Here is a 24,364-nt window from a genome sequence, read left to right on the forward strand (position 1 = left end):
CAGGGCGCATCTTTGGTTAAATACGGCAATCGATTGCGAAATTGGAAAAACGGCTTTATTATTAATGATTCGTAACTATATTATGTCGCATTTATATTACCTTAGTGTACTGGTTATAAATTCTGTTGATTCCGGATTCCTCCAATACTGATATCAATGCGTTTAAAGTTTTATTATCTTCTTGTAGTTACATGGATTTTGATATGTGCCAATACTTTTGGGCAAAGCACTCAGTATCGTTTCTCGCACCGTAATATAGGTGATGGACTATCACACAATCAGGTCAATTGTATATTTAAAGATTCGAAAGGCTTTATGTGGTTTGGTACTGCCTCGGGCCTCAACCGATTTGATGGCTATAACTTCAAGGTATTTAAGCATGACAGTAACGATAAAAATTCTGTTCGTGATGATTTTATTAACCAGATTTATGAAGGCCCGGATAAAAAGATATGGGTACTAACCCGCCTTGGGTATTGTTTTTATGATCCCGAAACTGAGCAGTTTAATAACGATATGTCATTGTTGCTGCGCCCTTTGAAACTTCCAGTTTACCCGAACGTTGCTAACGTACTGCGAACCGGTGCGGCAGATTTTTGGTTTTTGTATCCTGATTCAGGTATCTACCGATATAATTCCGTAAGCAAGCAAACAAGGCGTTATTATCATAGTAATAACGCCACCCCTTCTTTATACTCAAACTCCATTTCAAATATTACTCTTGATGGTAAAGATAATATATGGATAGTTTACAGTAATGGCATAGTGGAGATGCTTGATATTAAGCTTAATAAAATCAGTTATCACACAGATGTTTTTAAAAAAGTGACCAATGATAAAAACGGGCATTATTCTCTTACGGTCGATCGGGATAATGATTTGTGGTTTTCTTCATTATATGTTGAGTCTGGTATATCTTATTACAGCCCTTCAACAGGCGCTTTCCGGCACATTGATAAGGAGTCAGCAGGAGCAAAGTTAAAAACGAATGTTGTTAACAGAATTATTCAGGCCGATGACGGCTTGATATGGATCGCCACTGACCATGGGGGCATAAATATACTGGATAAAAAAAATTTCAAAGTTACTTATCTGCTAAACCGGGAAGATGACCTCACATCATTAGCGCAAAACAGTACAATGCTCTACAAGGATAATTTGGGTATTATGTGGGCCGGTACGTTTAAAAAAGGAATAAGTTATTATCATAAAAGTATTATCAAGTTCCCGCTTTACCGGCATTTTGCGTCAGATCCCGCCAGTTTGAGTTTCAATGATGTTGACAAATTTGTTGAAGATAAGCTGGGGAACTTATGGATAGGCACCAATGGCGGAGGCCTGATTTATTTTAACCGCGAAACAGGTAAGTTTACGCAGTATAAACACGATCCCGGAAACCCCAATAGCCTAAGTAATGATATCATTGTTAACTTATATATTGACCATGACCAAAAGTTGTGGATCGGTACTTATTTTGGCGGACTGGATTGCTTTGACGGAAAAACCTTTACCCATTATAAACACGATGATAAAGTAGCCACCAGTATTGCTGATGACAGGGTATGGAGTATCCTGGAAGATTCCTCAAACCGCTTATGGATAGGAACGTTTGACGGGGGGCTTGAAATTTTCGATCGCTCAAAGAAAATATTTTATCACCCCTTTAAACAGTCTGATATAAGATGCGCTATGATATCCTCAATTTTTGAGGATAAGAAGGGCAATTTATGGATAGGAGGCTATTTAGGGGTAGATGTTATAATGAAAAATAACGGGCGGGTAATCCACTATATCCCAAATAGTAACGGCGTAAATAGTTTAATTGATAATGCGGTAAATAGTATTAGTGAAGATAGCCGCGGTTTGATATGGATAGGGACGGAAGGCGGAGTGAGTATTTTAAATCCTAAAACAAGCAAATTTACCTCACTCACAAAAAAAAATGGGCTCCCCGCTAATTCCATATCGAATGTAGTAGAGGACAACAAGGGTGCGATATGGTTGAGCACCTCAAATGGTCTTAGCCGGGTCACCTTAACACCAACAGCAAATACGTTTAACTTTCACTTCAAAAACTTTGACGAAACGGATGGCTTGCAGGGCCGGGAATTTAATATAAATTCAGTGCTAAAGACACATCGTGGCGAACTGATCTTTGGAGGCGGCGATGGCTTTAATATTTTTGATCCTGCAAGTATAGAACCCGTTACCAATAAGCTGCAATTGGTTTTTACTGATTTTCAGTTGTTCAACAAAAGTATATCGGCCAATGAAGCTGTTAATGGTCATGTGGTATTAACGAAAGCTATAGCAGTAACACGCGATATAACACTCAAACACAGCGAAAATGTTTTTTCCATAGAGTTTGCCGCCCCTGAGTTTATTAACCCGAGTAAAGTAAGACATCAGTATATGCTGGAGGGTTTTGACAAAGGGTGGGTAAACGCAGATAACAGAACCCGAAAAGCCAGCTACACCAACCTGGATCAGGGCGATTACGTTTTTAAGGTACGGGCCTCAAATTCAGAGGGTGTGTGGAATCCGGATAATATTTCTTTAAGAATTAAAGTACTGCCGCCATTCTGGAAATCGACTCTCGCCTACATCATTTACTCGGTATTATTTATGGGTATTCTTTTATTTATCCGACATAGGGGGATAAACAAGATAAGAAGACAATTTGCAGCTGAAAAGGAAAAGCAGGAGGCCAAGTTATTAATTGAGCAGGAGCGGCAAGAGGTTAAGCGCATGCAGGAACTCGATCAACTAAAAATTAAATTTTTAACAAATGTAAGTCACGAGTTCAGGACGCCGCTGTCATTGATCATGGCGCCGGTTGATAAAATGCTTACTCGTGCTGACCTGGAACAGAAACAACAGTTGAACATGGTCAGAAAAAATGCCAGGCGATTGTTAAACCTGGTAAATCAGCTGCTTGATTTTCGTAAGATGGAGGTTCAGGAGCTGAAACTGCATAGCAAGCCCGGAGATATTGTGAAATTCATTAGTGAGATAAGCTTATCATTTACAGATATTGCCGATGAAAAAAAGATTGATTTTGTGTTTGATACTACGGTTGATTCAATGTTTGTAAGTTTTGATCATGATAAGATAGAAAGGATATTGTTTAACCTGATATCAAATGCCTTTAAATTTACTCCTGCCGGTGGGCAGGTAAGTGTCCTGCTCAATATGGATAAGGTGGAGGGTAGCGACGCCTTTTTTGAAATTAAAGTGATAGATACAGGTATAGGCATTCCGTATGAAAAACATAGTAAAATTTTCGAACGTTTTTTTCAGAACGATGTCCCCGAGTCTATGATTAATCAGGGCAGTGGTATTGGCCTTGCGATAACACGTGAGTTTGTGAAGATGCATGGAGGAGAAATAACTATCGAAAGTGAGCCCGATCATGGCAGTTGTTTTATCATCAAACTGCCGCTCGTTATTTATACCGGTCCGGAAGCGGATATATTAGCCGAAGATGAAGCTGATATTGAAAACCTGAACGAGGTTAGCAATATTGAAAGTAAAACGATAGTCAAACAGCAGCAGGCAGGCAAAAAGCCAGTGGTGCTATTGGTTGAAGATAACGATGACTTTCGTTTTTATCTGAAAGACAATTTAAAGGACATATTTTTTTTAATTGAAGCCTCGAACGGAAGAGAAGGGTGGCAAAAGGCGCTCTCACAGCATCCTGATATCATTGTAAGTGATATTAGTATGCCCGAGATGACAGGAATTGAATTGTGCAAAAAATTAAAAAGTGATAAGCGCACATCGCACATTCCTCTTGTTTTGCTAACCGCATTAACGGGTGAAGCGGAGCAAATGAAAGGTTTGGAAATTGGTGCGAATGATTACATGACAAAACCATTTAATTTCGAAATACTTCTTTCAAAAATCAAAAATATCCTGACCCTGCGGGATACCTATAAACGGACATACAAAAAACAAATGGACGTGCAATTGCAGGAAACGCCTTTACAAAATGAAGATGAGAAACTGTTAAGGAGTATTGTAGAATATATAGAACTTAATATTTCAAACGATAGCCTTTCAGTGGAAGAATTAAGCCGCAAGATGAACATGAGCCGTGGATCGCTTTATAATAAGGTTTTGATGCTTACCGGTAAATCACCTGTTGAGTTTATCCGTGCCATAAGATTAAAAAAAGCGGTGTATTTACTTGAGAACAGCCAGATGACCATTAGTCAGATCTGCTATGAAGTGGGCTTTAATACCCCTAAATATTTCACTAAGCTATTTAAGGAAGAATATAATGTTCTGCCGTCAGCATATGTAAATTCCATTCGCCAAAAAAAAATGTCTGAAACGGAGAGTGCAGAATTGTGATTTTATAAAACGACCGCAATAGTTTTAAATTATACTGGCAATTGTAAATAGGTTGTTACAAACACTCGTGGCCTGGGCTAATCGTCCATCAGGCATTTCATAACTTCTTATCTAAACATCGCCTGATTATCCTATTGCGGTTTTGGCCAACTAATATTCTACAGCGTCAATATCACGGGAAATGTGCCCAAAAACAGGCTCACTTTAGCGCAATTATATATGTAACTAACTCATATTCAATGCAATGCATGGTTTGTACATTTGGTCTATATTTTTGCTCAACTCTACCACCTTCCTTTTTATAGCATACAATAGCTTCATCCCCAGAATATAAATTAAAAAAGTAAGGCTTCATTGAGTTTGCTTCTTTAACAATATTCAATTCAACCGATTATAAAGAGAACCGATTTTAATTATTTCCTGGCTAAACAAGCGGCTTTGCTGTACAAATTTTTAGTGTTTGTTGTGGTAGGTACAAGTGTACTAAAACCAGCAGCGAGGCAAATTTTAAGGTTGTTTTTGGGCATTTGTTTACCCCTAATATTAAATAAAATATGACTAGAAGCTAAGACCAATTAACCTCAATTAAAAACCAATGAACCGATTATTAAGAAAAACCTCAAAATTCTTTTATTAAGATGGAAAAAACTTTACAAAAAAGAATGAAACGCTTTATTTCATTATTTATCACTGGCATGCTGCTTTATGTTTCGGGGCATGCACAAACATTAAAAGTTGGCGGAAAAGTTACAAGTGCCGACGACTCTCAGCCAATGCCTGGAGTAACTATTAAAGTTAAAGGTACAACAGACGGAACTTTATCTAATGCTGACGGTAGTTATTCAGTAATGGCGAAACCGGGCGATATGCTGGTTTTTAGCTTTTTAGGTTACTCGTCTCAGGAAATAGCAGTTAAGGAAGCCGGTACAATTAATGTTTCGTTAAACCCTACATCGGGTAAACTGAACGAAGTTGTGGTTATTGGTTATGCCAGGCAGCGCAGGCGGGATGTTACCGGTGCAATAAGCTCAATATCGGGCAACGATTTGCGCCAAACCCAACCAACTACTTTTGACCAGGCCTTGCAGGGTAAAGTTGCAGGTGTAGTGGTTCAACAGGTATCGGGCCAGCCTGGTGGCGGGGTATCTATTCAAATACGTGGCGTGTCGTCAATAAGCGGCTCTAATTCGCCATTGTACGTTATAGATGGTATTATTATTCCACCGGTCGGTAATCCCGGTACTGGTTCTAATCCATTAAATACCATCAACCCTGCCGAAATTGAATCAATAGATGTATTGAAAGATGCTTCGGCAACGGCCATATACGGTTCGCAGGCAACCAATGGCGTAGTTGTTATCACTACAAAAAGGGGCAAAGCCGGGGCACCGCAGATAACTTACGATTTCTATGCCGGTTACCAGGAATTACCCAAGCGACTCCCCACAGTAAATTTGCCACAGCTTGCTACTTTAATTAATGCCCGGGCCGTTGCCTGGGGCTTTGATACCAGGCCCGAATTTGCCAATCCTCAATATCTGGGCCCCGGTACCGACTGGCAAAAAGAATTATTCCGGAAGGCTCCGCAGATGAATCACACACTTACTGTAAGCGGCGGGGATGACAGAACGCGATATTTACTATCAACCTCGTATTTTAACCAGGAAGGGATAGCCCTTGGATCTGATTTTAAAAGATACTCGGTAAGGCTAAATTTAGACAATAAAACCACTAATTGGCTAAAAATAGGCACCAGCCTTCAGTTGGCTCATGTTGATGAAAATGTAAATTCAACCGCCAGTAATGTAATTGGCACCGCGCTAAGCCTTACCCCGGATGTTCCGGTGACCAACTCTGACGGCTCCTGGGGCGGGGTTACCAACACCGGCGGGGTGGTAGAACCCGTTGCCAACCCGGTGGCATTGGCGAAAATTGTCAAAGACCTAAAAAAGAGAAATCAGGTATTTGGCAATGTGTATGCCGAAATACAATTTACTAAAGACCTATCGCTGCGAAATGAGCTGTCTGGTAATTTCGATTTTAATACAGAAGATAAGTATTCGCCGGTTTATAGTTTTGGTAAAGGTAATGTAAGCCCTAACTCCGGCTCCTCTTACGCCGGCCAAAATTTTTACTTAGTAATACGTAATTTTCTAACTTATAACCATAATTTCAAAAAATTTCATATCGATGCTTTAGCAGGGCATGAATCGCAGGAGAGCACTTTTCAAAACGTTAGCGGTGCTCGAAGGAATTTTCCTTCAGACAATGTGCAGGCTATTAGTGCGGGAGATGGTACCACGGCCACAAACTCCGGCGATAATTCACAATCAAACCCTACTGGCGGCTCTGCACAGGAATCCTATTTCGGCCGTATCAATTTTTCATGGAATGATAAATACCTGCTCACCGGCAATATACGGAACGATGGTTCTTCAAATTTTCCGGCCTACAATCGGAGGGTTACTACCTATTCGGGTGGGTTTGCCTGGAAAATCAATAATGAGTCGTTTTTGAAAAATGTTAAAGCTATAAATGAACTAAAATTAAGACTCGGTTACGGGCTTACCAACAACCAGGGCATACCGGGCAATACTTTTGTAACCCAGCTTCAAACAATATCCAATGGTATATCAGGTATAGCTCAGTTTCAAAACAATTTGGCAAACGCGGCGGTAACGTGGGAAAAAACTGATTATTACAGTGCAGGTATTGATGCTACATTGTTTAACGGTCGGTTAAGTTTTACACTTGAAGCTTACGACCGCGAAACACACGGCCTTTTATTACAGGTACCGCTACCAGGATACTCTGGTACTGTGGCGGGTTACGGGCCGGGATCCATGCAAGCGCCTTTTGCCAATGTCGGCTCGCTAAGCAACAAAGGGTTTGACATCCAAATCAATTCTACCAACATTAATTCTAAAAACTTTAGTTGGAAAACTGGTTTAACGCTATCGCGCAATATTAATAAAGTGACCTACTTAGGTGCAGGTGGAGCTGATGCTAACCTAAGCAAGAAATCTTATGTAATTAACGATATAGTTGAAAAAACGATGGTGGGCCAGCCCATTGGCGAATTTTATGGCTATGTATTTGATGGGATATTTGCAACTCCGGCAGATTTTCAAAACCATGCCCGGCCTACTGATCCCAACGGTAACCCTTATCCGATTTCTGCGGCAGGCGGGGGGATCTGGTACGGCGACCGTATGTTCAAGGATTTGAATGGCGACGGTGTTATCGACTCAAAAGATCAAACCTTTTTGGGCTCCCCGACCCCCAAATTCCAGTATGGTATCAATAATACATTTAACTACAAAAACTTTGATCTGAATATTTTCTTCAGCGGCAGTTATGGCAACAAGGTGTTCAATCAAATGGCTATACAGCAAACCGATCCGGGAAATCATACCACTTTTTTCACATCGGTACTAAACTATGCGAAATTGGCTCTGGTAGATCCCAGCGGCTCTGCAACCGATGTTAACAATGTATATGTTACCAACCCAAATACAACGGTTGTAGGCTTGAGAAATGATAATACCAATAGCAATAACCGACCTAACAGTTTGTTTATCGAGGATGGTTCATTCCTGCGGTGCAAAAATATCACCTTGGGTTATCGGATACCAGAAAGTCTTTTATCAAAAATATCTGTGCGTTCTGTTAGGGTGTATGCCAATGTATCCAATGTATTTATAATCACAAAATATAAAGGCATGGATCCTGAAATTGGTTCGTGGGACCCGCTTCAGGCAGGTTGGGACAGCGGTTATTATCCGCAGCCAAGAGTATTTACTATTGGTGCAAACATAACCTTGAAATAATAAAACGATCACCGATTAAAAATATATGTTTATGAAATCAATTCACAAAATCATCATCATCCTGCTGTGTGCGGCAGCAGTGGCGGGATGTAAAAAGAATTTTTTGGACCGTCCGTCCAATTCGCAGATCAGTGCTACTAAGTTTTATAAAACCACCTCCGATTTACGACTGGCTACCGCAGGCCTTTACGGCGGTGCGATGTGGTGGCAATGGAACAATGGGGCCTTGATACCGCTTGGCGACGTATTGAGCGGCACCGGCAGTTATCAGTATAGTCCCGAATTAGTACAGCTTTTTACACGCACTATTACCGCGCAAAATAACCTTGTTACAAATGGTTGGGTTGGGTTGTACAATGTTATCGGGCAGTGTAATGGCGTTATCAATGCCATACAACAACAGGCGTCTCCGTCCATTTCGGCAGCAGACAAAAATGCCGCCATAGGTGAGGCGAAATTTATTCGTGCTGTAGCTTATTATCATTTGGCGGTATACTGGGGTGCAGTGCCAATTATTGAAGATAACAGTAAACTGATAAAAGATCCGCTGCTTAATCGCAACATTGTTTCGGATGTCTATAAATTCGTTGCTAATGACCTGACTTACGCAGCGCAAAATCTTCCCAAAACAAATGAAAAAGGCCGGGTAACTACCTGGTCGGCGCAGGGGATGCTGGGCAAGGTATATTTGACGATGGCGGGTTTAGGTAAAAGCGGCAGCCGCGATCAGGCCTTGTTGGACAGTGCCAAAAAGTATGCGGGCAACGTGTGTAAAAATAGCAATTTAGATTTGCTGCCCAACTATTATGATCTTTTCAAGGTGCAAAACAACGATAACCCTGAGTCATTATTCGCGCTTCAATGGGCCGCAGGGGTAGGTTATGGAAATGGCAATGCTATGCAAGGTTATTTTTCACCAAGCAACACTATTCTTCCTCAACAACAAGGTGGGTGGCAAGGCTTACAACCAACATATGATTTATACCGGATGTATTCTGCTAAGGATACGGTAAGGCGCAAAGCCACTATTATGCTCAACGGAGATCTTTATCCCGAATTGAATCAAGCAGGTGGTGGTTATAAGGCTACAGGTACCGGCCTGAAAAAACACATTATTGGCAACGAAAAAGATAACAATGCGCCAACAATGGATATGTGGTCATCCCCTGAACATAATGCAATTCTTAGATTGGCCGATGTGTATTTGGTATATGCCGAAGCTATTTTAGGCAATAATACTACTACAAGCGATGGTGACGCCCTAATTTATTTTAATAAAGTGCGGGCAAGGGCCGGCGTGGATATTGTGACCGCGATAACCCCGACTTTACTGCGTACGGAGCGAAGGGTTGAACTTGCTTTTGAAGGACAATATTGGATAGACCTTGTTAGGTATTCTTATTATGATCCGAGTAATGCTGTGCAGTTTCTTAATAATCAGGATCTCACTCACGGTCGTATTTCGTTTACTTATGACCCTAAAACGAAAATAGCCACGAGGGATACTACTGCCCTACCATCTACGCTTCCGGCAACCATCGCTTCATTTACGTTGCCAATTCCGTCATCTGAGTTGACCAGCGACCCTAAATTGGCACAGCCACCGGTGCCTTACTATTAATTTAACATAGTTAAAATATATTATTATGAAAAAAATTTTAGATGCCCGCTTGTGTTTTTTGCCACTTCTATTAATAATAGTGGCTTTATTGCCCGCTTGTAAAAAAAATAGTGATAACAACATTATGCCTCCTGTCATTACAAGCGTAAGGTTGTATAATCCGTCACCTAAGGATACTCTTTTGAGTACTGGTAATCCTGAAACTGATCCTAACCTTTCCGGAGGAACAGGCCGATATGTGGTTATAATCGGGCAGAATTTGCAAAATGCAACAGAAATTAGTTTTGACGGGGTTCCAACCAGTTTTAACCTTGCTTTATTTGCGCCTAACAGCGCGGTAGTACGAATACCAAATATCAATTTTTCGACTATTGATACTACCAAGCTTTACACTTTACAGTATAAAACAAAAGGAGGCTCAACAACGTTTTCTTTTAAATTGGGCCCGGCAGTACCTACTATCGCGGCAGTTTCCAATATCTATGCCGAGCCGGGTGATTCTGTTTATGTTTTTGGTGCAAATCTGTTTTTAGTTCAGCGCTTTTCGTATAGGGGTACTGCAATCCAGTCGTTTAAATTAGACACTAACGGGACTTCTATTGGGTTTTTAATGCCGGCTGCGACGACCAATGATCAGGTGTCGGTAACCACCAAAAGCGGTGTAGTGAATTTTAAAATAATTGCTACCCCGGTCATAGCAGGCGTTTCCAATGAAAATGCCAACCCGGGTGATTCGGTTTATATTTATGGTACCTATCTTAAAAACCTTCAATCGTTAACTTACGCTGGTACTGCAATTACTTCTTATAAATCATCAAAAAGCGGGAATTATGTTGGGTTTGTTTTGCCAACGCTAACGCAAAGCGGGCCGGTATCTGTTACTACAGAGTTTGGCACTGCTACTACCGTTTATAAGGTAAACGATGTAGCAACAGGCTCCATATCAAATTGGGATAGTAATTTTAATTGGCAATACTGGGGTGCCGGCCAACAAACTAAAGGTAATCCTAATTTCTCTGGCAATTCAAGCACTTATTTTGTATTGGATATCAGTGGGTTGGCCAACAATGATGGATGGCCCTGGACTACTAACATACCCATGAATGCAGCACAGTGGGTGCCCCAAGCCAATATTACAGATACCGTTAGCCATTGGGCATTTAAATTTGAAGTGAATATTCCAAAAGCTTGGAATGGTACTACAGTTGATATTGTAAGTGGAGTAAATGGCTATATAGCCCGGTGGGAACCATGGCAAAAAAGTGCTACTACCACGGCGCCGTACCTTACAAAAGGGTGGGTAACAGTAACTATTCCTTTAACATCGTTCCGTAAATCAGATCCTGTGCTTGGCGAGGGTATGGGTGCCTCATTAACCAAAATTGCCGATTTAACAGGCGATTCCGGAAACACCTCGTGCATAATGTATATACATAACTATGGCACTTCGGTAGCCAGCTTTTATGGCGCTGTTGATAATTTGAGAGTTGTAAAAATTAAATAAACTAAAGCCCACGGCAGCATACCGCTGTGGTGCTTTTTAAACTAATTAAAAAATTAAGAAAAATGAAGATGAAGTACTCTTTTAAAATATTGATATATCTTATTACAGTTATATCTTTATTCTCCTGTAAAAAAACGAAAAATCCGGCCCCGCAACTAACAGTTAGTGTACCCACCATAAATTTTACAGGGGATGGTGGAAGCCAGGACATAACCGTTGCAGTCAATGCCGATTGGAGCATCGAAAACCCTGCTTATTCGTGGTTGCAATTAAGTACAACATCAGGCCAAAGCGGTAGCACTGTTATTCATTTAACCACATTATCGCAAAATGCTACAGGGGCAAAACGCTCTGGTATTTTATTCATAAGTTCTTCCAACGGCCAGGCAAGAAGGTTGATAGTTTCTCAGGCCCCCACTATATATCAAAGTTATAACACATTTCCGATAGCGCCAGACATGACCGGAATGAGCAGCAATGCCGTGCAACTGGCGGCAAAAATGAGTACGGGAATGGGAATAAATTTTGGCAATACCATGGAATCCCCGGTCGAAGGTGAGTGGGTGAACAGTAAAATTACCGAATCGTATATAAAATTTGTAAAAAGTTTAGGTGTCAAAGCTGTAAGGCTTCCCTGTAACTGGGTTTGGACCCATTTAAGCGATAAGAGCAAGGCAAAAATTGACCCTGCATGGCTTGCGCGGGTGAAAGAAGTGGTTGGATGGTGTGTGGCTAATGATGTGTACGTGATACTGAATGCTCATGGTGATAGTGGCTGGCTGGAAAATAATGTCAATGCGTTAAAGCAAGACTCCGTCAATGCGATGCAAAAGGCAATTTGGGAGCAGATTGCCACAACCATGCGTGATTTTGATGAGCACCTAATATTTGCCGGCGCTAATGAACCTGCGGTTGACAATGCCGGGCAGATGGCCATACTTATGGGTTATCACGAAACATTCATCAAGGCCGTTCGCTCTACCGGGGGCAGGAACAGTAACCGGGTGCTGGTTGTGCAGGGGCCTAGCACTGACAGTTATAAAACTTCTGATCTGATGACTACTATGCCTCACGACCTGGTACCTAATCGTTTAATGCTTGAGGTACATAGCTACACACCTTCTACATTTAATTTACTAACCGATGGAGATGCAAGCTGGGGCAAAATGGCTTACTACTGGGGGGCCGGGAATCATTCTACTATTGAGCCGGATCGCAACGCCACCTTTGGAGAAGAGGATGCGCTCATTGCTGAATACGGACAGATGAAAAAGTTTGTTGATAAAGGTATCCCTGTGGTGCTGGGTGAATATGCATCATGGAGAAGGACTCCCGCCGTCACCAAAAGCGAGTATCTTCCTAAGGATATGGATAAGCATAACAAGTCTGTGGATGACTGGGCGACTTTTGCGACCAAAACGGCTAAAGCGAACGGCCTTATGCCCTTCTGGTGGGAGATAGGTTTTTCTTTAGACAGAGCGAATAATGCGGTAAAAGATCAGCGTATGATAGACGCCATTAAATTAGGATATAAGTAAAAAGCAATGTGTTTGTGTTAGCTTTTACACCTAATAAAATAATACCATAACTAGCAACTTGTTTAATAAATATAATAGTTAATGTGGAATCATAATGTTGGAGCCCTATTTCCGGGCTTCAGCATTGTGTGATTTTTTAGATCTCAAATTAAAATAATTTCAATTACCTCTTTTTATATAAATGAACCTTTACAGTGAACCCATTATTTTCATCTTGAAACCCCTCAAATTTATTTTGGCTGGCTTATTTTTTATAAGTGTAACAGTATATAGCAAGAACGCTGTGGCCAACGGCACAACAATTATAGATACAACTGTTATTGGGCATTTATATCCATCGTATAATACATCACCCAAAATACCCGACACAACAGGAATGAGAAGTAATGCTGTTCAACTCGCTGCTAAAATCAAATTAGGTTGGAACATCGGCAATACCTTTGAAGCCCCGGGGGGTGAAACAGGTTGGGGTAGTCCGGTGATTACGGAGGATTATATAAAATCCGTAAAGCAACAGGGTTTTAATGCTATCCGCCTGCCTTGCGCCTGGGACTGGCATCATATTATCAACAAAACTACAGAACAGATAGATCCTGCCTGGCTGGGCAGAGTTAAAGATGTGGTAGGATATTGCGTAAAAAATAATATGTATGTTTTACTTAACATCCATTGGGATGGAGGTTGGCTTGAAAGCAATTGTACCCCGGCTAAGCAAGATTCTATCAATGCTAAACAAAAAGCATTTTGGGAGCAAATTGCGACCACAATGCGCGATTTTGATGAACATTTAATGTTTGCCAGCGCCAACGAACCTTCTGTAGAGAATGCTATTCAAATGGAGGTGTTAAATAGCTATCATCAAACCTTCGTAAATGCCGTCCGGTCTACCGGGGGTAAGAATAGCTACAGGGTGCTGGTGGTTCAGGGGCCAACAACAGATATTGATAAAACCAACGATCTGATGACAGCTCTTCCCCGGGACCAGGTAGCAGCACGGATGATGGTGGAGGTACATTATTACTCTCCCTATCAATTTTGCCTGATGGACGGCGATACCGACTGGGGTAAAATGTTTTATTATTGGGGGGCAGGCCACCATGCTAAAATAGAACCCGGCCGCAATGCCACCTGGGGTGAAGAGAGTGCTGTAAATGCCACGTTCAATAAGATGAAGACAAAATTTATCGACAAAGGCATTCCCGTTTTACTGGGCGAGTATGGGGCTTACAGGCGCAACAACGGCAAGCACTTGCCTTTAGACCTGGCAACACACAACGATGCTGTGGATTATTGGCTAACTTATATAACAAAACAAGCGAAAGCCAACGGGATGCTGCCATTTTTTTGGGACACAGGTGGTGCTTTGAACAGGCAAAATTATTCAGTGAAAGATCAGCGTACAATAGTAGCCCTTAACGCAGGCGCCAAATAAATAAAAACCACATTTTAGGATTATCGGACTTGCCATTGCAGGTTAATTGACAATGAAAAATAAATATATATATATAATAAAAGGGGTGTTTTGTATCCTGTTACTAACAGCGGTAAAAACAACCACATATGCGCAACCTTCGGCGGCGTCATCGAAACGCGAACACGCTTGTATAGATAATGGCTGGCGTTTTGCATTAGGGCATCCTTATGATCCGGCAAAGGATTATTATAACGGAACGGGAGGGTTCTCTTATTTCGCTAAAACCGGCTACGGCGACGGCGCTGCATCGCCAGAATTTGATGATAGGGGATGGCGTAAAATTAACCTTCCGCATGATTGGGCTGTTGAACAGTCTTTTAGTCCTAAGGCTAGCGTAAGTCACGGATCGAAGGCAATAGGCCGTAACTTTCCTGATGCCAGCGTAGGTTGGTATCGGAAAACTTTTGTTATTCCGGCTACCGATCTGGGTAGGCACATATCCATAGCTTTCGACGGTGTTTTTCGTAACAGCATAGTTTGGGTCAACGGGCATTACCTGGGTACCGAGCCAAGTGGGTATAATAGTTTTGAGTACGATATTTCTGAATATTTAAATTATGGTGGCAATAATGTTATAGCGGTACGGGCTGATGCAACCATGGAAGAAGGCTGGTTTTATGAAGGCGCAGGTATATACCGACATGTTTGGCTCAATAAAACCGACCAGTTGCATATTGCTGCTAACGGAACATTTGTTACAACCCGGGTGAACAATAATATTGCCGATGTTACTGCAACGGCCGCTATTATTAACAGCGATAAAAAAGCAAGGAGTTTTAGCGTAACGCAAACTATTGTTGATTCCGATGGTAAAACGCTTGCTACCGGCAAAGCGACAGGGCTTACTTTGAAACCTTTTACATCGCAGGATGTTAAAAGCGTTTTACCTGTAACTAATCCCAAACTATGGTCGATAGAAACCCCCATCCTGCACCGGTTGGTTACTACCGTTGAAGAGAATGGCACTGTTACCGACAGTTATACAACAAGATTTGGAATTCGCACCATCAGGTTTGATGCCAACGAAGGTTTTTTTCTGAATGGCAAACACGTTAAAATAAAGGGAACCAATAATCATCAGGATCATGCCGGTGTAGGTGCTGCCATGCCCGATGCTTTACAGGAGTTTCGGATCCGTACTTTAAAAGGTATGGGTTGCAATGCCTATCGCTGTTCACATCATCCGCCAACGCCCGAATTGCTGGATGCCTGCGATAAGCTGGGTATGCTGGTTATAGATGAAAATCGCTTAATGGGCGTAGCATCTACAGAGCTAAATGACCTGAAAAGGATGATCCTGCGAGATCGAAACCACCCCAGTATCATCAGCTGGTCAATAGGGAACGAAGAGTGGGGCATTGAAGGTAATATTACCGGGGCGCGTATAGCCGCTACAATGCAGGCCTTTGCCAAATCTGTCGATTCGAGCCGTTATATTACAGCTGCCATAAGTGGTGGCATTGGCAATGGAATATCAACAGTAATAGATGTGCTGGGCTATAATTATGTAGCAAGTAAAAATACCGACGAACAACATAAAAAGTACCCCAACCAGTTTAGCTGGGGTACCGAAGAAGGATCTACAGTAGCTTCAAGAGGGATTTATGAGGATGATATGGGCAAGCAGCAACTTGTTGCATACGACAGAAAGCAAAACGACTTTTTTTATAGCCTGGAGCAAGGCTGGAAACATTATGCGGCGCGGCCTTACCTGGCGGGTATGTTCATATGGACGGGTTTTGATTACCGCGGCGAGCCTACACCATTTGGATGGCCTTCGGTAGTATCTTATTTTGGCATGGTTGATGCCTGTGGCTTTCCTAAAGACGATTACTATTATTTAAAATCATGGTGGACGGATAAAACCGTAGTACACCTGCTGCCACACTGGAACTGGCAAGGTAAAGAAGGCCAGGAAATAAGGGTATGCGCTTATAGTAATTGCGACGAAGTTGAACTTTTTCTGAATAAAAAAAGCCTCGGTAAAAAAACGATGGAACCAAACGGACACCTGGAATGGCAGGTAAAATATGAGCCAGGAACGTTGGAAGCCATAGGCTACAAAAAAGGTGCGAAAGCAGGCAACGATATTGTTAAAACCACTTTGGCACCTGCTCAAATTAAATTACAGGCGGATAGGGCGGCAATAAAAGCCGATGGAAAGGATATTGCCGTAATTACCGTACAGGCTACTGATAAAAACGCTATGGGCGTACCAACGGCCGAAAATGAGGCTGGCTTTTCAATCGAGGGACCGGGTAAAATTATAGGCGTAGGCAACGGAAATCAAACTTCGCTTGAGCCCGATCAATATGTAGAGCGGGTTAACCTGGTAAGTATTGGCAATTTAAAGGAAAAATTTGTAGATGATTTAAATGTAAAAGCCGAAATAGCGACAGATTATGACGATAGCGGTTGGCAAAATGCATTTAAAGATGCCAGGGATGATGAATTTGGCCGAAAGGTGAAAGCGATAGTTTACAGGGCCGGTTTCATTATGCCGGATGATGGAGCCACCGCCACCGCTACCTTTTTTAATAAAAATATAGGCAAGGTACAAAGCATTTATATCAACGGTAAAGAGATAGGGCATGAAATTAAAGAAAGTGCCAGGAACACTGAATTTAAACTTGAAGCCGCATTGCTGCACCCCGGCAACAATACTATTGCTGTTGTAGCCACACCGTTACTCAAGGCAAATATTTGGGCCAGCGTTAACACCGATCCAGGTTTAATCCAGCTGCTTTACCCCGCAGCTCCATATAAACGAAAATTGTTTAGCGGGCATGCCCAGGTTATCGTACAATCAACAGGGCAGCGCGGAACTATAGTTTTAAAAGCAACATCGGCGGGGTTAAAAGAATCGGCTGCGCAGATTGTAGCTAAGTAATGTTAAAAATAAATCCAAGAAATAATATTTATGAAATAAACAATTGCTTGTATTATAGCGCTTTTTTAATCAGCAAGGTTTCGGCACAAACCAAAAGCGAAGCGGCCCTTAAAGTTAAGATCAACGGTATTGTTAGCAAAATGACACTGGAAGAAAAAATAGGGATGCTTCATGGCAATGCTTTATTTTCTTCGGCTGGCGTACCCTGTTTAGGTATCCCTGAACTTACCTGCGATGACGGGCCATTAGGCGTGCGTGAAGAAATAAAGCGCTTTGATTGGGCATCGGCTAACTGGACAACCGATTCTGCCACGTTTTTACCAAATGGCTCGGCAGTAGCGGCCACCTGGAATCCTGTAATGGCAAACAGATATGGAATAGTTATAGGAGAGGAAGCCAATGCCCGTAAAAAGGATATAATGCTTCCACCTGCATTCAATATTTGCAGGATGCCGCTTTGCGGCCGACCTATGAATATTATTCGGAAGATCCTTATTTGAACAGCCAATTGGCTGTTCAATCTGTAAAAGGAATTCAAAGCCAGCATGTAGCAGCTTGTATAAAACATTTTGCCGCAAATAACCAGGAACTTAATCGCGATAGCGTAAACACCATTGTTGATGAAAGGGCATTGCGCGAAATTTATTTCCCGGCATTTAAAGCAGCTATACAGCAAGGGAATGCCTACACCATTATGTCGGCCTACAATAAGCTGAATGGTTACTGGTGTTTTGAGAATGATTTATTATTAAATAAGGTGCTAAAAAATGAATGGGGCTTTAAAGGAGTTGTTATTTCGGATTGGGCCGGGACGCATCATACAGTTGCTGCCGCCAACAATGGGCTGGACATTGAAATGGGTCAAGCGGACCGTGGTGAGAACCTGTTAGACTTTGACTGGTGGCAGTTTAAGTGAGCGAATGAAACCGTTATGCCGCTGATACCTTATTCCGGCCCTACCCGGTTCATCGGTATCACCAAATGAATGAGCCGCGCAAATAGAATTAAAAATTCTTGCTAAGCATAATAACAGTAAGATATATTTTCTAATTTCTAATTTTTGCGTTCGTTAATTTAATAAGCTTTATTTTCCCGGGGAGATGGAACCTGTTATATGAAAAAAGTCAAAGTCAGCCGCCCCACCTATATTTTTTGTAGCATAATTAAATAAAGCAAAACGATAGCCCATGAAGTGCGGGAAGGTATAGGCCATTTTTAATTGTGTGCCCAATGGTATCCACGTTTTCCCGTCAAGGCTATAAAAAAAATTTGCCACGTCTTTTCTGTTCGTAAAATTGCATTCCGCCTTAAAGTATACTACCTTTTGGTTTAAGGGGATTTTTTGTGCTTCTACAGGTTTTCCGGTGCTTGCATTGATCATTAGGATAGCTTTGCTATCCCCGGTTATTTTTACGCCAGCCAACCCGTAATTTTGTTGTAGAAGGCCCAAACCCGCAAAATCACCATCTTTCATATTAGAAATGTCGAGCGAAACTGTCCCGGAGCATACCGGGCCGATAGTGCGTTGTGTCAATGAATTTCGTGCCGTCAGGAAATTGGTATCAATCCTGCCGGTGGTGAGTCGTAAATGCCCTTTCCGCGCTGTAACAGACCACAAACTATTATCCGGGTTATGGTTCCATTGCCAAACCAGTGGTAATGCACGTTCACCTTTTTTACGGGTAAAATCGTCTGAAGCGACAATGCCCGGGATCAAACCTTTACCGGCCGGCAGGTCGAGTGTATCGGGCACTTTGCCGTTGGTGCCCAAAACAGGCCATCCATCCTCCCACTTTACAGGGACCAAATAGGGAATACGACCCACCGAGCCATAATCACGGAACAAATAAGAATACCAGGCCCCGTTTGGCGCTTCAACCAATCCACCTTGTGCTACGCCCAGATCCTGCAGGCCAATTCGTCCTTCATACGGGCCGGTGATTTTATCTGCCCGGTGTATTATAACGGTGCGTATGCCGCCCTTTGGCCATGTAATATTGAAAAGGTAATATTTGCCGCGGATCTTAAAAAGTTGGGAGCCTTCGGCGGGAAGACCGGTAGCGCCTGATGGCAAACTTGCATTTTCAATAATGGTTTCATCCCTTCCGCCCGGTTTTATGCCCGAAAGGTCGTCTTTCAGTTCAACCAACCTCAACTTCCCGCCCCCGCTAATCATATAAACCTTTCCGTCATCATCAAAAAACAAGGAGTTATCGCCCAGTACGGGGGTAAACGACGCCGCTTTCCATGGGCCTTTTTCGATATCCTTTGTAGAATAGATGTGAGTTTTGCCTGTGGTTGACGCAAATGTGCTTACATAATAGGTGCCATTATGGAAACGAATGGAACTTGCCCACGAACCCTCCCCATACATGTTTTTGCCATTTATGAGATTCGTTGCGTCAACATTAGCTAAAGTATCATATGCATAACCCACCGTCTTCCAGGTCACCAGGTCGTTCGACTTCATAATTGGCACACCGGGACTCATGTGCATTGTTGTGCTGCTCATGTAATAGCTATTGCCTGCACGTACTATTGATATGTCCGGTACATCTGCATAAATAATGGGATTAGTGGCTTTTTGTGCGTATAAACACGGCGCTATAAGCGTGATAATTAAGGCCGTCATCCATAACCTGTAAATCGCATTTCTCATATTCACATTTGGTTTTTTTTGTACTGGTATTCTTAACCGGTTTTAATTATTTAGTAACGTACTTATTTGAAGCACGCTTACTGAATATGGGTCGAAAGTCCTTGTAAATTTAGCGCTGGCCACCTTTATTTTAGAGGTAACCGGAACTATTTTTACCGGATCGCTGATCGTATTCGTGTCTTCGGGTTTATCGCCCTTTATTACCACGATAGTACCTTCGGGAGAAAGCTTTCCAGCCCCCTTTAAATCAATATCAACCTGCTGCGGCTTTCCTGTTGCGTTTACTACTTTAAGAAATAGTTTTCCGGTTTTGGTGTCCCGGGTAGCTACATAAAACATGGCTGGTATAGGTTGGGGCATTTTGTTCGCCGCGCTGTCCTGCTTGGTAGCAGGCCTGGTTTGGGTAGGGATATTGGTGCCTGTCATAGGAACCACCTTATTACCAATATAGCTGTTAAACATCTTTTGCACATAATACGATGGTGAACCAAAGCTTTTTAAAGCATCGTAACCTATCAGGTCCGAGTCCCATTGCCAGGCCTTTGGCGCAGTTGCCGTGGCTTTATTTACATTTACAAATAATGGCGCGTAACACGATAAGATGACCACGTCTGAATTTCGTTCCATGCCCGTCATCCATGCAGCATCGCCCAGGGCAGCATTCAAATTGGTGGTGGGTTCGCCTTCACGCGTTGCCCACTCACCTACAAACACTTTATATCCTTTGCGGTCGTAGTTATCATAATGTGCCGCATCTTCTTCCATTTCCCAAGCATTGCGGTAATAATGTTCATCTACAATTTCGGGCTTGCGGATTGTTAATTTACCCCTTGTCCCAAGCCAATCCTTACCGCCAATAGTTGCAATACAGTGAAGGTTAGGGTATTTGGCTTTAATGCCATCATAAAATTGGGCAAAACGTCCGTCGTAACTGCCAGACGCGTCAAATCCGTCTTCGTTACCAATCTCCACATAGCTAAGTTTAAAAGGCGCCGGGTGTCCATCTGCCGCACGCTTAGCACCCCAGTACGTATGTACATCGCCCATAACATATTCAATTTCATCCAGCGCATCATCTACAAATGGCTTTAAAAGCGGGCCTGCGTCTACATGGTCGCCGTCAAGTGAATAGCCGGCATGAACGGCAAGCAGCGGTTCCATTTTAAGGTCTTCGCACCACTCTAAAAATTCAAGTAAGCCCATCCCGTCAGTGGGACGGTAACCCCATGAGCCGGTATGGCCGGGGCGCCCCTCAAGCGGTCCCAAAGTAGTCTTCCACGGAAATGCATCGGTCAATTTTGGGCCTTCAAGGAAATTCCCGCCGGGAAAGCGTAAAAAACGGGGTTTCATATCAGCCAATAACTTCATTATATCTATCCGGTTCCCATTTGGGCGGTTATGATAAGTTGGCGGGAATAAAGAGACGAGGTTAAAATAATAAACCCCGGTACGGTTTGTTGAAATAACAAAACGGGCGTTAGATGTTGGTTTAACATTAGCGCTTGTTGTTAATTTAAGTTCATATTTTTTCCAAAAGGCGCTTTTTACTAAATTAACAGTCCCCGAAGCGTATACCGTTTTACCGTCATTGCTTTCTATACTTACGGTTATAGGCCCGGCAGTGTTATCAGCAATTACCGGAACAGGAGTTGTAGGCGCGGGGGCCCACTGCTCAGGGGGCATTGGCTTGCTTTCCGCACCCTTAATATAAAAAGAGGCCTTATAAGTTGTATTCGGTAAAACAGGTATGCCCCAATAACCTTCATTGGCAATACCAGCCCTAACACCGCTGGTATCAACTAATAATCTTAAACAAGTGCTTAACGCGCCATTAATTGCATGGCGCCGCTCATCTGCCGGTACATGGTTGGGGTTTGCGGCAACTAATTGAATTGTGGCTTTCGCGCCACCTTCCCTGATCACGCTCCATGCTTCGGGCGTATTTGGGTTGTCCTTAAATATCCTGTTCCTGATCAGTTCGGCGTATAAACCTCCATCGTACGAATGGTTGATCTCTTCGGTCATCAACCCATACAGTTGCGGACTTACGTTTGCGCCGGGTCTAGTTAAATCAAGCGTAAGCTTAGGGTTTTGCGCTTTCAGGCTTGTTGCAGTAAAAAGATACAGGCACAAACTTGAAATGGCTAATAATTTTCTCATCGTGAAAGTTTATATTATTAATTGTTTTTTTTACACTTATTTTGAGGGGTAAAATTATAGAAGTTAGAATTAAATCAACGGGTACAAATGTTAACTAATAGGGTACAAATGTTTAAAATACCATGCTCGTTTGAAAAGCTACAACATCGAACCGCTAAGGTTGACTTTTTGTTCCAACTTATTCTATCAGACTAACAGTATGTTACAATGTAAAAAAGACGGACAAGCAACCGATTTTTCGTGCTTGCCCATTATGGCTCCCCAGGCTGGGCAGAATTCGAACCGATTCATCGAACAAATGTACGTTTTAAGCGAATTGAAGATGTTTGATGAAACGGAGGTTGGGTAAATCTCGAACCTTCTTTTTATAGGATCGATTAAGCGATTGGAACGACTTAAAAAGGAACTTAGCGATCATTATAAATATTCGAAAACACAACGTTATCACGCCAAAATCATTGAGAGTTTAACCATCCTATCCACAATCTACATATTTGGTGTTTGTTAGCGACGCAGGTTAACTTTCTGCCTTATCAAAGCTCTTTCCAGATCAAAGTATTTGGATGAAAATGTTTCCAGGAATGCCAGTACTCCTGATACGACTGTATTTTAACTAACCTGCTACCTTTAAGCACTCCTGATATTGAAAGGCCATCCCAATCCCATAGTGAGGCGGTCTCCACATCGGTTAGCTGACCAGATTTATCCAGGTTAAAATGCAATACCTTCCCGTTTACGTTAGTGTTAAAGCTGTGATAAGTAAGGCTATCCTTCTCTAAAGTAAGCAATAGGTTTGTTTGGTTAAAGCTGTCGTTTACGAAGCGTTTTTTAAACAAGCGCCTCCAATCGTAAGCTTTTGCCTGCCCGTTTATAACAAGGCCAACTACCCAGCTTTTGCGCATCAGGGAGTCTTTGTTCTTCAGTGTGCTGTCTTTATCTACGGCCTGGATCTTGTCGTAATTTTTAAGATCGTTATAGTCGCTCAGGTAATGATGATCGGGCTGTAATATAAGCGAGCCGGGATGCTTATTTATCCACGCAGCCAAAGTAGATTGTTCATAAGGAATCTCATCCAACTGGCTCCCTTTTAATTGGCCAACAGCCGCTTTGCCATTAGCCTGGTACCACCACGTTTTTGTTGTTTCATCTTCAATTACAGCATTATAGTGCCTTGCCCCCACCAACCTGAAGTTTTGCCTTATGCCGTTAACAACCGGATTATATACCCTGCCGCTGCGGCACATGGTGCAATAAGTAACCAATACTGGTTGGGTGCCCACATTATCCTGTATTTTATGATGATAGCCCAAATAATTTAACGGATAAGCCTTTGCTACCCCATTGCTTACTACACCTATGATCACCGTACTTTCGGGTACGCTGTTGTTTATAAAATTGGCGAATTTAATGGTTTGTGGCTCTTCAAACATCCTCTCGGCCTGGAATTTAAAATCGGTAAAATAAAGGCTGATAAATCCGAGCCCTAACAAAGAGGCTTTTACTATCTTACCTCGGCGGGAGTTGTTGTTGAAATAAAAAATCGCATACCAAACAATTAACAGCGCCCCTACAATGCGTAAAGGTGTTACTACTTTTTCAAGATAATAAGATACGGTAATGGCGTTTAAGTTCTGGCTTCCGGGGAAAGGCATCAGTAGGTAAGCATGAACCAAACCGGGTAATAATAATAAGATAACACCTCCCCAAAAAAGATACGACACCGCAAGGCTTTTACTCAAAGTATTTTTCACGTATAGACTTTTTACCCCAGGTACAGGTTCATTTTGCATTGAGATCATAATACAGGTTACAATAGTTAAAATTTACGGCAAAATTGGTATTGCTGTAAATTAAGGATTATAATTAAGTAGTAACATGCCGTTAACCGGGCTGTGTTACTACCTAAAATTGATTACTTATTCTGACGCGGGTGAGCTCCAGCCTTCGCCCCAGGCAAGACCGCCCGGTTTAGCTTTATTTGTTAAAAGCTTATCATATTTAGCTTTTTGCACGGGGGTTAACTCCGCTTTTATTTTTTTGATGGTTTCGGTACGCAATGGCTTTATGGCAACCATCATTTTTGCATTATCGCCGTGTTCATCTTTTTTTATCTTTTCAAATTTTTGTGTTGATTCCTGATAGATGGCCGATATTTTTTCTGTTTGTTTATCGGTGAGTTTTAATTGTTTTTGCAATTCTTTTGCTTTTTCTGAAGATTTAACGGTAGCTGTTTGGGCACTTACCGCTGCTGCAAAGCCTATGATAAGGCCGCATAACATCATTAGTTTTTTCATGCTTTAGTTGTTTGATTGTTAGATATTTAAATGTACTG

At 42.1% G+C, this 24,364-nt stretch carries 13 protein-coding genes; 9 read left to right on the forward strand and 4 right to left on the reverse strand.

The window, feature by feature from the left end; all coding sequences use genetic code 11:
* Nucleotides 1-156: 156 nt before the first annotated feature.
* The 9 genes from NPE20_RS22180 (at nucleotide 157) to NPE20_RS22220 (ending at nucleotide 18,129) form a co-directional block, all read left to right on the forward strand.
* The gene (locus tag NPE20_RS22180; RefSeq protein WP_256540904.1) at nucleotides 157-4,356 is read left to right on the forward strand and encodes a hybrid sensor histidine kinase/response regulator transcription factor; all 4,200 of its coding nucleotides are present in this window, start codon (nucleotides 157-159) and stop codon (nucleotides 4,354-4,356) included.
* Nucleotides 4,357-5,018: 662 nt separating this feature from the next.
* Complete coding sequence (locus tag NPE20_RS22185) at nucleotides 5,019-8,186, forward strand: SusC/RagA family TonB-linked outer membrane protein (RefSeq protein WP_256540905.1); 3,168 nt, start codon at nucleotides 5,019-5,021, stop codon at nucleotides 8,184-8,186.
* Nucleotides 8,187-8,217: 31 nt separating this feature from the next.
* A complete protein-coding gene (locus NPE20_RS22190) occupies nucleotides 8,218-9,807 on the forward strand; it encodes a RagB/SusD family nutrient uptake outer membrane protein (protein WP_256540906.1) in 1,590 nt (529 codons plus the stop codon).
* Nucleotides 9,808-9,832: 25 nt separating this feature from the next.
* The gene (locus NPE20_RS22195) at nucleotides 9,833-11,311 is read left to right on the forward strand and encodes a glycan-binding surface protein (RefSeq protein WP_256540907.1); all 1,479 of its coding nucleotides are present in this window, start codon (nucleotides 9,833-9,835) and stop codon (nucleotides 11,309-11,311) included.
* A 68-nt stretch (nucleotides 11,312-11,379) separates the two neighbouring features.
* Nucleotides 11,380-12,849 (forward strand): cellulase family glycosylhydrolase, encoded by a 1,470-nt coding sequence (locus NPE20_RS22200; protein ID WP_256540908.1) that lies wholly within the window; start codon nucleotides 11,380-11,382, stop codon nucleotides 12,847-12,849.
* 235 nt (nucleotides 12,850-13,084) lie between these two features.
* The gene (locus NPE20_RS22205) at nucleotides 13,085-14,281 is read left to right on the forward strand and encodes a glycoside hydrolase family 5 protein (protein WP_256540909.1); all 1,197 of its coding nucleotides are present in this window, start codon (nucleotides 13,085-13,087) and stop codon (nucleotides 14,279-14,281) included.
* Between the two features lie 52 nt (nucleotides 14,282-14,333).
* Complete coding sequence (galA, locus tag NPE20_RS22210; RefSeq protein ID WP_256540910.1) at nucleotides 14,334-17,213, forward strand: beta-galactosidase GalA; 2,880 nt, start codon at nucleotides 14,334-14,336, stop codon at nucleotides 17,211-17,213.
* Nucleotides 17,213-17,713 (forward strand): glycoside hydrolase family 3 protein, encoded by a 501-nt coding sequence (locus NPE20_RS22215; protein WP_256540911.1) that lies wholly within the window; start codon nucleotides 17,213-17,215, stop codon nucleotides 17,711-17,713. The genes galA and NPE20_RS22215 overlap by 1 nt, the downstream gene beginning before the upstream one ends.
* On the forward strand, nucleotides 17,710-18,129 hold the full coding sequence (locus NPE20_RS22220; RefSeq protein ID WP_256540912.1) for a glycoside hydrolase family 3 N-terminal domain-containing protein: 420 nt from the start codon (nucleotides 17,710-17,712) through the stop codon (nucleotides 18,127-18,129). The genes NPE20_RS22215 and NPE20_RS22220 overlap by 4 nt, the downstream gene beginning before the upstream one ends.
* A 168-nt stretch (nucleotides 18,130-18,297) precedes the next feature.
* On the opposite strand, the gene NPE20_RS22225 is transcribed toward NPE20_RS22220, so the two are convergent.
* The 4 genes from NPE20_RS22225 to NPE20_RS22240 all read right to left on the reverse strand — a co-directional run bounded on the left by NPE20_RS22225 (nucleotide 18,298) and on the right by NPE20_RS22240 (nucleotide 24,326).
* Nucleotides 18,298-19,872, reverse strand: a complete 1,575-nt coding sequence (locus NPE20_RS22225; protein ID WP_256540913.1) for a glycoside hydrolase family 43 protein — start codon at nucleotides 19,870-19,872, stop codon at nucleotides 18,298-18,300.
* 42 nt (nucleotides 19,873-19,914) lie between these two features.
* The gene (locus NPE20_RS22230) at nucleotides 19,915-22,032 is read right to left on the reverse strand and encodes an alpha-L-arabinofuranosidase family protein (RefSeq protein WP_256540914.1); all 2,118 of its coding nucleotides are present in this window, start codon (nucleotides 22,030-22,032) and stop codon (nucleotides 19,915-19,917) included.
* Between the two features lie 533 nt (nucleotides 22,033-22,565).
* Nucleotides 22,566-23,783 carry a DUF3179 domain-containing (seleno)protein gene (locus tag NPE20_RS22235; RefSeq protein WP_256540915.1) on the reverse strand — a complete coding sequence of 406 codons (1,218 nt, stop codon included), beginning with the start codon at nucleotides 23,781-23,783 and terminating at the stop codon, nucleotides 22,566-22,568.
* A 165-nt stretch (nucleotides 23,784-23,948) separates the two neighbouring features.
* On the reverse strand, nucleotides 23,949-24,326 hold the full coding sequence (locus NPE20_RS22240; protein WP_256540916.1) for a hypothetical protein: 378 nt from the start codon (nucleotides 24,324-24,326) through the stop codon (nucleotides 23,949-23,951).
* Between the last annotated feature and the right edge of the window lie 38 nt (nucleotides 24,327-24,364).

The sequence above is a fragment of the Mucilaginibacter aquariorum genome (genome assembly GCF_024498135.1).
Classification (GTDB): domain Bacteria; phylum Bacteroidota; class Bacteroidia; order Sphingobacteriales; family Sphingobacteriaceae; genus Mucilaginibacter; species Mucilaginibacter aquariorum.